General features: G+C 59.7%; 13 protein-coding genes. 10 read left to right on the plus strand and 3 right to left on the minus strand.

Translation table 11 applies throughout. The annotated features are described in order from the left end of the window. Positions 1-44 precede the first annotated feature (44 nt). The 9 genes from CPH17_RS09165 to CPH17_RS09205 all read left to right on the plus strand — a co-directional run bounded on the left by CPH17_RS09165 (position 45) and on the right by CPH17_RS09205 (position 10,532). Complete coding sequence (locus CPH17_RS09165; protein WP_096299225.1) at positions 45-1,121, plus strand: TauD/TfdA dioxygenase family protein; 1,077 nt, start codon at positions 45-47, stop codon at positions 1,119-1,121. A 126-nt stretch (positions 1,122-1,247) separates the two neighbouring features. After that, positions 1,248-2,282: an aminoglycoside phosphotransferase family protein gene (locus tag CPH17_RS09170; RefSeq protein ID WP_096299227.1), complete on the plus strand. Its 1,035-nt coding sequence runs from the start codon at positions 1,248-1,250 to the stop codon at positions 2,280-2,282. A gap of 55 nt (positions 2,283-2,337) precedes the next feature. Then, complete coding sequence (locus CPH17_RS09175; RefSeq protein ID WP_096299229.1) at positions 2,338-3,552, plus strand: ABC transporter substrate-binding protein; 1,215 nt, start codon at positions 2,338-2,340, stop codon at positions 3,550-3,552. Next, complete coding sequence (locus tag CPH17_RS09180) at positions 3,553-5,241, plus strand: ABC transporter permease (RefSeq protein ID WP_096299231.1); 1,689 nt, start codon at positions 3,553-3,555, stop codon at positions 5,239-5,241. 3 nt (positions 5,242-5,244) lie between these two features. After that, positions 5,245-5,889: an ATP-binding cassette domain-containing protein gene (locus CPH17_RS09185; protein WP_096299233.1), complete on the plus strand. Its 645-nt coding sequence runs from the start codon at positions 5,245-5,247 to the stop codon at positions 5,887-5,889. After that, positions 5,876-6,592 carry a TIGR04283 family arsenosugar biosynthesis glycosyltransferase gene (locus CPH17_RS09190; protein WP_231898106.1) on the plus strand — a complete coding sequence of 239 codons (717 nt, stop codon included), beginning with the start codon at positions 5,876-5,878 and terminating at the stop codon, positions 6,590-6,592. The genes CPH17_RS09185 and CPH17_RS09190 overlap by 14 nt, the downstream gene beginning before the upstream one ends. Continuing rightward, a complete protein-coding gene (locus CPH17_RS09195; protein ID WP_096299235.1) occupies positions 6,582-7,196 on the plus strand; it encodes a TIGR04282 family arsenosugar biosynthesis glycosyltransferase in 615 nt (204 codons plus the stop codon). Before CPH17_RS09190 ends, CPH17_RS09195 begins: the two co-directional genes overlap by 11 nt. A gap of 61 nt (positions 7,197-7,257) precedes the next feature. Next, positions 7,258-9,402, plus strand: coding sequence for an FAD-dependent oxidoreductase (locus CPH17_RS09200; RefSeq protein ID WP_096300929.1), 2,145 nt, complete (start codon positions 7,258-7,260; stop codon positions 9,400-9,402). Beyond that, complete coding sequence (locus CPH17_RS09205) at positions 9,399-10,532, plus strand: FAD-dependent oxidoreductase (RefSeq protein ID WP_096299237.1); 1,134 nt, start codon at positions 9,399-9,401, stop codon at positions 10,530-10,532. Before CPH17_RS09200 ends, CPH17_RS09205 begins: the two co-directional genes overlap by 4 nt. 7 nt (positions 10,533-10,539) lie before the next feature. On the opposite strand, the gene CPH17_RS09210 is transcribed toward CPH17_RS09205, so the two are convergent. Further along, positions 10,540-11,004 carry an META domain-containing protein gene (locus tag CPH17_RS09210; RefSeq protein ID WP_096299239.1) on the minus strand — a complete coding sequence of 155 codons (465 nt, stop codon included), beginning with the start codon at positions 11,002-11,004 and terminating at the stop codon, positions 10,540-10,542. A gap of 24 nt (positions 11,005-11,028) precedes the next feature. Continuing rightward, the gene (locus tag CPH17_RS09215) at positions 11,029-11,469 is read right to left on the minus strand and encodes a VOC family protein (protein WP_096299241.1); all 441 of its coding nucleotides are present in this window, start codon (positions 11,467-11,469) and stop codon (positions 11,029-11,031) included. Between the two features lie 235 nt (positions 11,470-11,704). Here CPH17_RS09215 and CPH17_RS09220 point away from each other — a divergent pair, with 235 nt between their 5' ends. Continuing rightward, on the plus strand, positions 11,705-12,793 hold the full coding sequence (locus CPH17_RS09220) for a metal-dependent hydrolase (protein WP_096299243.1): 1,089 nt from the start codon (positions 11,705-11,707) through the stop codon (positions 12,791-12,793). Here CPH17_RS09220 and CPH17_RS09225 read toward each other — a convergent pair. Continuing rightward, positions 12,790-13,524: an MliC family protein gene (locus tag CPH17_RS09225; protein WP_096299245.1), complete on the minus strand. Its 735-nt coding sequence runs from the start codon at positions 13,522-13,524 to the stop codon at positions 12,790-12,792. The two genes, CPH17_RS09220 and CPH17_RS09225, sit on opposite strands and share 4 nt — an antisense overlap. Between the last annotated feature and the right edge of the window lie 8 nt (positions 13,525-13,532).

Here is a 13,532-nt window from a genome sequence, read left to right on the forward strand (position 1 = left end):
AGCGAGTGACGCTGCCCAGCATTCACCCATCGAGGTCGCTTCCTATGGCAACATCCTCCGATAAGTTCCTGAGCACGCCACCCACCCTACCGCCGCTGGAGCCTGACCGCGTCTCGCTATTCGAGCAAACGGGACTGACGGTCAAGCCCCTGGAACCGTTGGGCGTTGAAATATACGGCGCCGATGTTCGCACCCGGCTCCCCCAGCCCGTCATCGACGCCCTGGAAGTGGAAATGGCCCACCGCGGGTTTATCGTCTTCAAGCACCAGACGGAGCTTTCGGCGGATGAACTGGTCGAGGCCAGCACGTGGTGGGGCGCGGGCAAAATCCATTCGACCCACGGCGTTCATCCGGCAACGCCGGGCATGAACCGGGATGTCTTCCGCTGCTCCAACGACAATCGCTACGGCATTCTGGGCGTGGGGCCCCAGTGGCACAACGACGGCAGCTTCGAAGCCGCCATCTTCTCGCATTCCGCCTATTATATGGCGCGGGCGCCCGAACAGGGCGGCGGCACGCACTTCGCCCATCAGGGCGCTGCCTTCGACGCGCTCCCCGAGGCAAAGCAGGCTTTCTGGGAGCGCCTTGTCTCGGTCAATTCCGCCTCAGGGGTGAGCCACCCAGTCGTCCACACCCACCCCATCTCGGGGCGCAAGAGCGTATGGCTGCACCTGGGCATGACCGGCGCGGTCATCGAACGGCTGCCGGAAGACGGACGCCCCATCGACGAACTGCAACAGACCCCTGCCGCTACCGACCAGCTTCGCCTGCTCAACGAAGACGAGATGAAACAGCTTTTGAGCGACTACAACGATCTGTTGAATGCGTCGTTCGAGAAAGGCTACGGGATACGTTACCACTACGACACCGGCGACCTGCTGTACATCGACAACTGGGCACTGGCGCACCGGGCAGCGCCGGAGGCGCACATGTCCGCCGAAGAGCAGGGCCTGCGGATCATGGACCGGGTGACGGTCAAAGCCAGGCAGAACCTGGCGCCCCACTTTGGCCTGCCCCAGCACATCAACCTTGCTGGCCCGCATCCCTTCAACAGCGACGGCATCTGGAAAGCCGGGGGCGTAGGCTTTCGCTGGAAAGATGATATCCCCATGCAGAACTAGGCGGGGCGCCCGATGCGTTGATCATTCCCCATCGTGTCCTGACTACTTTTTCTTCTCAACCGTGTAAGGTTGGTACAACAACGACCACTGAGTGGCATTGAAGGTTGCCTTTACACGGATTGTGCTATGCCGACACTCTCAGAGACGCGAATACAGACGCTGGCGGATGAATTACAGCGGGCGGGGATTGGCTACCGCGCGCTTTCGCCCATGGCGGATACCGGGCTTGCCCACGACCACGTGTGGCTACACCGCGACGGCGACGACTGGGTGGCGCGGCTGCCCAAACAGAGCCAGATGAACCTAGGGCCAAAAGAGAACCTGGCCTACGAGGCGGCGTGCTACGCCCGCGCCAGTCAGGGCGGGCATGTACCGCGCCTGCATGGCCTGCTGGACGTCAGCGACGCCCTGCCCCGAGGCGGCCTGCTGGTGGAGGCTATCGACGGCCGATTGGCGCGACTCCCGGAGGATCTGCCGCGCATCGCCGAGACGCTTGCCAGCCTGCATCGCTTGCCGCTGCCGGATAAGCCCGCCCCACTGCTGTCGCCGGCTGATCCATGGCGGGCCATGCGCGAAGAAGTCGCCCGTCAGTCTGAGTGGCTCGAGCAGGCGGACTTGAGCACTAACGTCATCGACCGCGTCCGTGCCGAGCTTGATGCCCTGCCGGTGGTGCTTGCCGATGCCGCACGCTGCCTGATCAGCTTTGACACCCACCCCGGCAATTTCCTGATCGATGCCCAAGGGCGCGCGGTGCTGGTCGACCTGGAAAAGGGCCGCTATGGCCTGCCGGGGATCGACCTGGCCCATACCAGCCTTTATACCTCCACGACCTGGGATCTCAACAGCCAGGCAGTACTATCGCTGGACGAGGTGGTCGATTTTTACCGCGGCTGGCAGGCCGCCACGGGCGACTCCCCCAGCGCCGAAACGCTGGTCGCCTGCCGCCGCGCCACCTGGCTGTGGTCGCTGACCTGGTGCGCCAAGTGGCGCGCCCAGCACCTGCGCGCCAAGGATGCTCGGCAGCGCGGCGAGGACTGGTCGGCAGAGCTTACCGATCCCACCGTGATTGCCCACGTGCGCGACCGGGTGGAGCACTACCTGTCGCCGTCGATCATCGACCGTATTCAGGACGAACTGCAGCGCCTGCGCGCCACGCTTTAATGCCGGGCGTTGGAAAGACGCAGGTTACCCCTATTGTTCGATTGAGAGGTATGCGATGTTGAATGCCCGCCGTTTTACCCTGATGGCCCCTCTTTTGGCACTGGCGCTGCCCGCCGCGGCAGCCCCCGACCCCGGTAACTGGCAAGCGGTGTTAGCCGAGGCCGAAGGCCAAACCGTTTACTGGAACGCCTGGGGCGGGGATTCGCGTACCAATCGCTATATCGACTGGGTGGCCGAGCAAATGCAGGCGCAGCACAACATTGACGTTGAGCACGTCAAGCTGGACGACACCAGCAGTGCGGTGTCCCGGGTACTGGCCGAGAAGCAGGCGGGCAACGACGACGAAGGCAGCATCGACCTGATCTGGATCAACGGCGAAAACTTTGCCGCAATGCGCGAACGCGACCTGCTGTTTGGCCCCTTTGCCGAGTCGCTACCCAACTTCGCCCTCACCCACCCGGATGAGAACCCGGAAGTCGTCACTGACTTTACCCTCCCCACCGAGGGCTACGAGTCGCCCTGGGGTAAGGCGCAGATCACTTTCTATTACGACAGCGCCCAGACTGAGTCACCACCGCAGGACATGCAGACGCTACTTGAGTGGGCCAAGGATAACCCCGGTCAGTTTAGCTATCCGCGCATCCCCGACTTCACCGGCAGTACCTTTTTAAAGCAGGCGCTGATTGAACTGACCGATCAGGATGATGCGCTTTATCAGCCGGTGGAAGAAGCCGATTTCGAGGAGGTTACTGCTCCGCTTTGGGCGTATTTGGACGCGCTGCACCCGCACCTGTGGCGCAGTGGGCGCAACTTTCCTGACTCTGGGCCCAACCTGCGCACCTTGATGAGTGATGGGGAGTTGAGTCTGGCATTTTCGTTTTACCCCACCGATGCCGCCGTCGCCGTGAATGAGTACGAGCTGCCCGAGAGTGTGCGTAGCTACGTGCTGGAAGACGGCACTCTGGGTAATGTCCATTTCGTGGCGATCCCCTTCAACTCACCCCACAAAGCAGGCGCGATGGCGCTGGCCAACTTCCTGATGTCGCCGGAAGCCCAGGCCCAAAAGCAGTCGCTTGCGATGTGGGGCGATCATAGCGTGTTGGATATCGACCAGTTGGATGCCGATGCACAGGCACTGTTTGAACAGGGTGAGCGCCATGTGTCAGAACTACCGGCCGATGCGCTCTCCAACACCCTGCCCGAGCCGCATCCGAGCTGGATGACCGCGCTTCAGGATGAGTGGCTTGAGCGTTACGGCGTTGATGAATAGATGTTACGGCTAGCCCCGGCGCTCATCATAGCCCTGCTGGTGATTCCGGTGTGCGCAGGGCTTGGCATGGTGCTGTTGCCTGCATTTGGCTATCTGCCTGTGCTGGGTGGCGAGCAGGTAAGTCTGGCACCTTGGCATACACTGTTCACCCAGCCTGGAATATTGCGCTCGGTGGTGGTGAGTTTTACCAGCGGCCTCATCAGTACCGCCCTGGCTTTTGCTGTCGTGGTGCTGTTTTTGGCCGCCAGCCAAGGCACCTGGCTCGACCGGGGCATTCGCCGGATGGTGTCGCCGTTACTCGCCATTCCCCACGCGGCGGTCGCCTTTGGGTTTGCTTTTTTAATCGCCCCATCAGGGTTAATGGCCCGCTTGGTATCGCCTTGGCTATCAGGCTGGCAACGCCCGCCGGATGCGCTGATTGTTAACGACGCCTGGGGCCTGGCCTTAACCTTTGGACTGGTGCTAAAAGAAGCCCCCTTTCTACTGCTGATGAGCCTGGCAGCGCTGCCTCAGTTACAGGTCGATAAGCGTCTGCGTATAGCACGCTCGTTAGGCTATGCACCTACCCTGGCTTGGTTGAAAAGCGTACTCCCGTCGCTTTACCCACTGATTCGCCTGCCGGTGTACGCGGTGATCGCCTACGCCACCTCGGTAGTCGACATGGCGTTAATATTAGGCCCGACCAGGCCACCCACGCTGAGCGTGTTGGTACTAGGCTGGTTTAACGACCCGGATATTAACCGCCGTTTTATGGCCTCGGCGGCAGCAGTGCTACAGTTAGGCGTTACCTTGGCGGCCCTGACGACATGGTGGCTATTGGAGCAGCTAGTGCGCCGCGTTAGCCGACGATGGTTAACCAACGGCAGCCGCCAGCGCGGAGAAATCGCCCTTACCCTAATAGGCCGAACGGGATTATTACTGGCCAGCCTTTCTGCAGTAGCCGCGATTGTCGGGCTCGCCCTGTTTTCTTTGGCAGGGTTTTGGCGCTTCCCAGAGTTTCTGCCCCAAACGCTCACGCTGGACCATTGGCAGCGCAGCGTCTCAACATTGGTGGAACCACTGAGTAGCACGGCGGTGATCGCCTTGCTCGCCACAGGACTTGCCGCGCTGCTGGTAGTCGCCGCTCTGGAACACGAGCAACGCCAGCAGCTTCACCCTACCCGTGCGCTTTGGCTGCTGTACTTGCCTTTACTGGTGCCGCAAATCGCCTTTTTATTTGGCTTGGTGGTGGCCTTTGAAAGACTGGGAATCCGCCCGCAGCTGGCACTGGTGGTGGTCGGGCACCTGCTTTTTGTGCTGCCCTACGTGTATCTATCGCTATCGGAGTCTTACCGTCGGCTGGACCCACGCTGGCTACATATCGCCCAGTCGCTAGGAGTGTCGCAGAATAGTGCGTTTTGGCGGGTACGGCTACCGCTCTTGCTGGCCCCATTATTAACCGCTTTTGCAGTTGGCATGGCGGTCAGCATCGGCCTGTATTTGCCGACCCAACTTCTTGGTGCGGGCCGTGTTTCAACCGTCACCAGCGAAGCCGTGTCGCTGGCGTCCGGGGGTAACCGGCGCTTAATTGGCGTTTGGGCATTGGTACAGGCGGGTTTGCCATTGGTGGGTTTTATGATTGCCCTGGCCGTGCCCCGCTTTGTTGGCGTCTCCCGCCGTAAGCTCTCAACCCCGACGTCAGGAAGCTAAACAATGGCCGTGGACGACGCGACACCGCAAGCGCTGGTATTGGATAACGTTAGCATTCACTTAGCGGAACGTGAGTTGCTGCGCGTGGATGCCCGCGTAGCGCCAGGTGATGTGCTTACCGTAATGGGACCTTCCGGTTCGGGCAAATCCACCCTGCTTGCGTATATAGCCGGGTTCTTGGATAGCGCGTTCAGCGCCCAGGGTAACGTAACGCTGGGCCGACAAAACGTCCTTACCTTACCTGCTGAGCAGCGCGGCATTGGGCTGCTATTTCAAGACGCACTGCTGTTTCCCCATTTGAGCGTCGCGGGTAACTTGTGCTTTGGTCTGCCCCGCGATGCCCAGAATAAAGCCCAACGGGTCGCCAAGGCATTGTCACAGGTAGGCTTGGCAGGTTTTGAAGCCCGCGACCCCGCCACGCTTTCCGGCGGGCAACAGGCCAGGGTGGCGCTGATGCGCCTGCTGCTTTCACAGCCTCGCGCTGTGCTGCTGGATGAACCCTTTTCCAAGCTGGATACGGCACTGCGCCAGGAGATGCGCACGCTGGTATTTAGTCAGCTGCGGGAAGCGGGTTTACCTGCCCTGTTGGTCACCCATGACCACGCCGATGCCGATGCCGCGGGAGGGCCTATTATTGAGCTTGGCTAACCCGCGCCCGCCGATAAACATCAGTATTATCATCCCCATGCTGAACGAAGCCGCCGGCATCCAAGCGAGCCTTGCCCCGCTGCAGCCGCTGCGTGCTCACGGCGGTGATGGGCGCGTCGAGGTGATTGTCGTCGATGGCGGCAGTGTTGATCAAAGTGTGGCGCTGGCCACCCCGCTGGTGGATGCGGTGATCATCAGCCAACCTGGCCGGGCACGGCAACTGAACCTCGGCGTGCAGCATGCCTGCGGTGCCGTGCTGTTATTTCTCCATGCCGACACTCGTCTGCCCAAGTTCGCCTTAGAGGCAATCAACCAAGCGCTAGACACCCATGTGTGGGGGCGGTTTGATATCCAGTTGGCAGGCCGCAGCCGCTGGTTGCCAATAGTCAGCATGATGATGAATGTGCGCTCGCGGCTCACCGGCCTGGCCACCGGTGACCAGGCAATATTTGTGCGTACGGCCACGTTTCAGCAAGCGGGCGGTTTTCCCGACCAGCCGCTGATGGAAGATATTGAGCTTTGCAAACGGCTGAAAAAACAGGCGCCTCCCGCCTGCCTAGATGCCAAAGTGGTAAGCTCGGGAAGGCGCTGGGATCAACACGGCGCCTGGACCACAATTCGCTTGATGTGGCGGCTGCGCTACCGCTACTGGCGCGGTGTTAGCGCCACCCAATTGGCCAAGGAGTATCGCGATGCCCGCTGAGTTGCCCAAGCTACACCTATTGGCTAAAGCGCCACTACCGGGAAAGGCCAAAACACGCCTGATGCCGTTACTGGGCGCAGAGGGTGCCGCGGATGCCCACGCCGAACTAGTTCGCCAATGTGTCACCAATGCCTGCCAGGCGCTGTCCGCTGACCAAATCACCCTATGGACAGCGCTGGATCACGCTCACCCACTGTTTAGCGAACTGCACCTTGAATTTGGCATTTGTTTAGCGCAACAGCCAAGTGGCGACTTGGGTTCGCGCATCCGCCACGCGCTGAACAGCAGACAAGGGCCCGCTATGCTGATGGGTAGCGACTGCCCGAGCATCTCCAGCGACTTGATCATAGTCTGCGCGCAGCAGCTCAACACCCATGATGTGGTCATGCTGCCCGCTGAAGACGGCGGCTACGCCCTGATTGGTACCCAGCACGACTACCCCGGGCTGTTTGACTCAATCCCCTGGGGAACCGACCAAGTACTGGCGACTACCCGCCAGCGCATTAAACAATTGGCACTGAACGCCGCCTTTCCCGCCACGGTATGGGATGTTGACCGCCCCGATGACTGGCAGCGCTGGCAAGGCATTAACGCACCGGTGTAAGGAAACACGCCGCACGCTCACTGACCCGTACCCCCTTAAATGGCTTTCGCTGGAGATGACCTTGAACCGACAACGCTTACTGATTGCAGGGCTACTCATCGTTGCCATCGGCGTTTTTTTCCTGAGTGGTGCCCACCAATGGTTCACCCTGGATACCCTGAAAGCCTACCAAAATGATTTCCAGGCAGCGTTCGGCCAGTCTCCCTGGCAGGTGGCGGGGATCTTTTTTGCCGTTTACGTGGTGATGACCGCGCTTTCGCTGCCGGGTGCTACGTTGCTCACGCTGCTTGGGGGAACTCTGTTCGGGCTGGGCTGGGGATTATTGATTATCTCCTTTGCCAGCACACTGGGGGCGACGCTGGCATTTTTACTGTCGCGCTTTTTATTCCGCCAGCCAATCGAGAAGCGCTTTCCGCGTCAGTTTGAAGCAGTGAACCGCGGCGTCGAGCGCGACGGTGCCCTGTATCTGTTTACTCTGCGTTTGGTGCCGTTGTTTCCGTTCTTCATGATCAACCTGGTGATGGGCCTGACCCGCATCAAGACCGTCACGTTTTACTGGGTAAGCCAGGTGGCCATGCTTCCCGGCACCGCCATTTACGTCAATGCCGGTGGCCAATTGGGTGAGTTGGAAAGCCTCGGGGGGATTATTTCTCCGATGCTGCTGGCATCCTTTGCATTACTGGCGATTTTCCCGTGGATCGCCCGACGCCTTGTGCTCTTGGCGCAAACGCATAAGGCCTATAAAGGCTTTACACGACCGTCGCGCTTTGATTATGACATCGTGGTGATTGGCGGCGGCTCGGCGGGGCTGGTGACCAGCTATATCGCCAGCGCCGTCAAGGCCAAGGTGGCGCTGGTCGAGAAACACAAAATGGGCGGCGACTGCCTGAATACCGGCTGCGTACCCTCAAAAGCGCTGATTCGCGCTGCCCGAGCGGCCCACGAGATTCGCACCGCGCCACGTTTTGGGGTTACCTCAAGCGAGCCGCAGATTGATTTTGCCATGGTAATGGGCCATGTCCATCAGGCGATTGCCGATATCGAACCCCACGACAGCGTCGAGCGTTACACCCAACTGGGCGTTGAGGTGTATCAGGACCACGCCAAGCTGACCTCGCCCTGGCACGTGCAGGTTGGCGATAAAACCCTCACCGCCCGCCATGTCGTGCTGGCCACCGGCGCCCGGCCCAAGGTTCCTGCGCTGCCCGGCATTGAGCTTGTCTCCGTGCTTACCTCTGAAAATCTATGGTCACTTACCGAGCTGCCCAAGCGCTTGGTGGTACTGGGCGGCGGTGCCATCGGCTGCGAGCTCAGCCAGAGTTTTGCCCGCTTGGGTAGCCAGGTAACGCTTGTCGAAGGCATGCCCCAGCTACTAGGGCGCGAAGACGACGAGGTCGGCGAACATGTTGAACGCACCCTGGCGGGCGAAGGGGTGACGGTAATGACCGACACCAAAGCACTTGAAGTTCTCAACGACGAGTCAGGCTATCAACTGGCCGTGGAGCATCAGGGAAACCGCTCTGTCCTCATCTTTGACTATCTGCTGGTGAGTGTTGGCCGCCAGGCCAATATCGAAGGGCTGGGGCTTGAGCCCCTAGGGATCACCACTACATCCGCCGGCACGTTGGAACTCAACGATCGCTTGCAAACGCGGCTGCCCAATATCTGGGCCTGCGGGGATCTCGCCGGCCCCTATCAGTTGACCCACGCGGCGGCCCATCAAGCGTGGCACGCAGCGGTGAATGCGCTGTTTGGTGAGTTGAAAAGCTTTGCGGTGGACTACCGCTTTATGCCCGCGGTCACCTACACTCAGCCTGAAGTAGCGCGGGTGGGGTTGAATGAAAAACAGGCGATCGGCAAGGGCATCGCCTATGAAGTGACGCGCTATGCCATGAGCGAAAGCGACCGGGCGATTGCCGAAGGTGCCACCGAGGGCTTTATCAAGGTGCTTACCGTGCCCGGGAGAGACAAGATTCTCGGCGCGACTATCGTGGCGGAGAATGCTGGCGAATGGCTAGGCGAATTCACCATCGCCATGAAACACGGCCTCGGCCTCAACAAGCTGCTGGGCACCATTCACCCTTACCCCACGCTTGGCGAGGCCGCCAAGGCAACGGCAGGGGCATGGAAAAACGCCCACAAACCCGAACGGGTGCTTTCACTATTGAAGCGCTACTTCACCTGGCGGCGCGGTGCCGCTAAATGATCCAACTGTTACTCATTGGCGCGGGTCATGCCCACGCCTTTGTACTGGAGGCCTTTGCCGAGCACCCTGATGCAGGCATCACGATCACCGTGGTCAGCGACAGTTCGTTGGCGGCGTACTCTGGCAGCGCACCGGCGTGGCTAGCGGGGGAAACTACGCTACGCGAGACGCAGATCGACGTTGCGGCACTTTGCCAGCGGGCAGGCGCGCGGTTTGTCGATTCCCCAGCGGTGGCGATGGACACCTCAGTGCGCCATGTCACCCTGGCCAACGGCGAGACGCTGCGCTTTGATGTGGCCTCACTCAACGTGGGGTCTACCCTGTCACTCCCCGAGCAGCAAGGCGACCACCTTCCTCACCTGCTGGCCATGCGCCCGCTCAGTTCACTGCCCCAGCGCTGGCAGGCGTTACGCGATGACGTCGAGCAACTTCCCCATGGCGCCAGCCAGCGTGTAGTGAGCGTGGGCGGTGGTGCGGCGGGCTGCGAAACCTTGATGAGTGTACTGGGCCAATTACGCCATCAACGCCCGGATATTGACTGGCAGGGGCATTTGCTCAGCGCGTCACGCACCCTGCTGCCCGACGCGGGACGGCTGCCCCGCTGGTTAACTTTGCGCGCGTTAGCCAGGGCAGGCATTCAGGTGCATCGCCAGCGGCGTGGGGAAACACTAATCGAGGGTGGCGTATTAACCACGCAGGGCGCGTTCGTGGCTGCCGATATTGTGCTGTGGGCCACCGGGGCGGTCGGTCACGGCTGGCTTTCGAAAACCCAACTGCCGCTGGATAAGCAGCGCTTTATTGAGGTGGAGAACACGCTTGAAGTGGTGGGCCAGACAGGCCTATTCGCGGCGGGCGACTGTGCGGCTTATGATCCACCCCTGCCCAACGCCGGGGTATACGCAGTGCGCATGGGGCCACACCTGGCAGACAACCTGCGCAGGGCCTGCCACAGCGAAGCGCTAGCGGCCTGGCAACCCCCAAGACGCGTACTGGCATTGATCGGCACCGGCGACGGCCGCGCCATTGCCAGCCGTGGTTCCTTGGGCTTGTCAGGCAAGTGGGTCTGGCAATGGAAAAAGCGGATTGACGCGCGCTTTATCGCCCGCTTCAATCCGCCTTTTGAAAAATAACTGGCTATTAATTGCCTTCGCGCCAGCCGCCCAATACGCGACTATCCGGGCCGAAGAATACCAGCCGATCATGGTCGATGAGGTATCGGTAAGCGTTTTCAAGCATCTCGGTTACCCGCTCGGCATCGTCCATTTTTGGACACGCTTTGCGCGTCGTTGACAGGTCAGTCACTTCGATACGCTGATCGTCGCCTAATGAAACCTCGCCGCTAAACCGGTTGCAGCCATCGTGACCGCTTATGCGGCCGTCACGGCCAATTTCAAAGAACGCGGTTTCGGGCATCGACAACCGCTCGTTGGTGCCTACTAGCAGCAGATTCCAGCGTTGCTCAACGATTGCGCCCGACAGCGAATCATCGCTTGGACCCTCTTCTTGCGGTGCAGGACTCGGCCCCGGTGCACTGCTACACGCACTTAACAATAGCGCCGCCGAGGCAAGCCAAGGCAATAACCGCCAGCCTTTCATGGTCATGGTTGTCCTTTCCTTATGTCATGCTTACCAGCTACCGGTGTTTTCCATCGACGCCCAAGGTTCTTGAGCGGCCAGCGCGTCACCCTTTTGCAACAGTTCAACGGAAATGCCATCCGGCGATTTCACGAACGCCATATGGCCGTCGCGCGGGGGGCGGTTAATGGTCACGCCGTTATCCTTAAGCTTTTGGCAAAGCGCATAAATATCGTCAACCCGGTAAGCCAGATGACCAAAGTTGCGCCCGCCAGTGTATTCTTCCGGGTCCCAGTTATAGGTTAACTCCAATTCCGGGGCGGTGAGACGTGAGGAGCGCGGCTCGTCAAACGGTGCGGCGAGGAAGACTAACGTGAAACGGCCTTTGTCGTTTTCTTTACGACGGACTTCCTTGAGCCCTAACAGCTCGCAGTAGAAGTGCAGCGATGCATCCAAATCGCTGACGCGCACCATGGTATGAAGATATTGCATGCCATTTCTCCTTGTTGCGTCATATGACGAAGTTAGGGGCAAACCGCCCCACTCGTATTCTTAATGCGCCAGCTTAGCACCCCAACGGCATTTTTGCGGCCGGTTCAAAAAATGATGCCGAGCAGTAATTCATCACATTAATTATACAACAGCATTACAGCTACACTTTTAATTATCAATCATGCATCATTAACCCGTTATTAATAGTAGTGGGGCTTGCCCCAGGGAGTCACCAGTGGATTCAGTCACGCAGGCAACATTGGGTGCCGTAGTGGGAGGAGTCGTTTTAGGGCGTCGGCTTGGACGTAAGGCGGTGCTCATCGGCGCACTACTAGGCACCCTGCCTGACCTTGATGTAGTGATCGACTATGGCGATGCCGTGTCCAATGTAACCGAGCACCGCGGCTTTAGCCATTCGCTGTTTGTACTCACAGGGCTTGCCGGTTTGTTAGCGTTACTGAGTGCTCGCTTTGCTCCTGCCAAGGATATATCGCTCGCTCGATGGGCCGCCTTCTTTGGACTGATTCTGATCACTCACCCGCTACTGGATGCCTTGACCGCCTACGGCACGCAGCTTTTATGGCCGCTTGAATCGCCGCCAGTGGCTTGGCCCATTGTCTTCATCATCGATCCTTTTTACTCACTGCCCCTACTGATATGTTTAATCACCGCCTTGCTCACCCGACGGGTCCGACAGTGGTGTGCCTGGGGGCTTGGGATATCGAGCATCTACTTGGTACTGGCCTTTGGCGCGAAGCTAAGCGTTGAGCACAAACTTGCCCCGACCTTAGCTGAGCAGGGATTATCTAGCGCGCCGCGCTTGGTGCAACCAACCCCGTTTAATATCTTGCTATGGCGCGCCACCGTGGTAGAGGGTGACCGCTACTACGAAAGCTTGGTGAGCGTGTTTGATGGCAACGCAACGCCTACGCTTGAACCCTTACGACGAGGAGCAGAGCTGGAAAGCGCAGCGGTTGAGGGCGTGGCGGGGCAGCGCTTGGCATGGTTTGCCGGGCCGTTTTTACGCTACGAAATGCGTCCAATCGATGGACAACTTGCCCTAGTGGCCACCGATATACGGCTGGGCTTTCCTGGTTTCCACCCCTTTAGCTTTACCCTGGCCACGCGTCAGGCAGATGCCTGGACGCCCGTCGCCACCAGTGAGGAGCTGACCAGCCAACGGAGTGTCCAGTTAACGACTTTATCGCGCCTTGCGGCACGTGCGCTGGGTAACCGTGATGCGCTTTGCGCTACCGCTTTCGTCGAGCCTAAGTGGCGCTATCCGCCCCAGGTACTCCCCTGCGAGCCATCAAACAACGACTAACTCGACGGTGCGATACCCTGGCCACAGCCGCTGTATTGCTCTCCGTCGACACTCAGTGTAACGCGTGCCGGAAAGGGGTGGCCGCTCATGTCATCGAAGCAAGCCCCTGCTTCAATGCGAACGCGAAAAAAGGCGTCGGCATCGGCATTTTCCAAAACGACTCGGCCCGCTTCGTTATCCATTACGCTCACCATATAATTGAGCGTTTCAACGTTTTCGCCATAATCAGTAGTTAGGGTGAGTTCAGGTGAATCGTGGGCCAACGCTACCGACCAGCCTGGCTCGTTACCCTGCCCTCGGAACATGACGTTCGGGTGTTCCTCACGGGTCGAGGCGTCACGGCTGGCTGCCAAATCACACTGGAGTTGGCCTCGGGGCGTCTCTACCAACGCTTGTTCACCCCGGTTCCAAAAACTGATGTCGCCGTCTTGATAACGCGCGCCGCTGGCCACCACTGCCTGGGGTAAACGCCAAGCGCCATGCAGTGACCAAAGACGCAGCGTTTCGCCATCTACAGCCGTAATTAGATGTTGCCGCGCCGGGCTACAGTGCCAAGCCTCAAACTGCTCTGATTGTCCGGAAAACAGCGCCGAGGGGAGTAAGGGCGCCTTAACATCCAGCGCGGAACCGTCAGATGGCGTCGCTCCGTCCGAGGGCGATTCCACAGCGGCGCAGCCGCCTATCGCGACAAACATAACCCCTGCTAGCAAACATTTTAACGGTGTCGTCATAGCGATAC

This window comes from Halomonas sp. hl-4 (assembly GCF_900215475.1).
GTDB lineage: Bacteria > Pseudomonadota > Gammaproteobacteria > Pseudomonadales > Halomonadaceae > Vreelandella.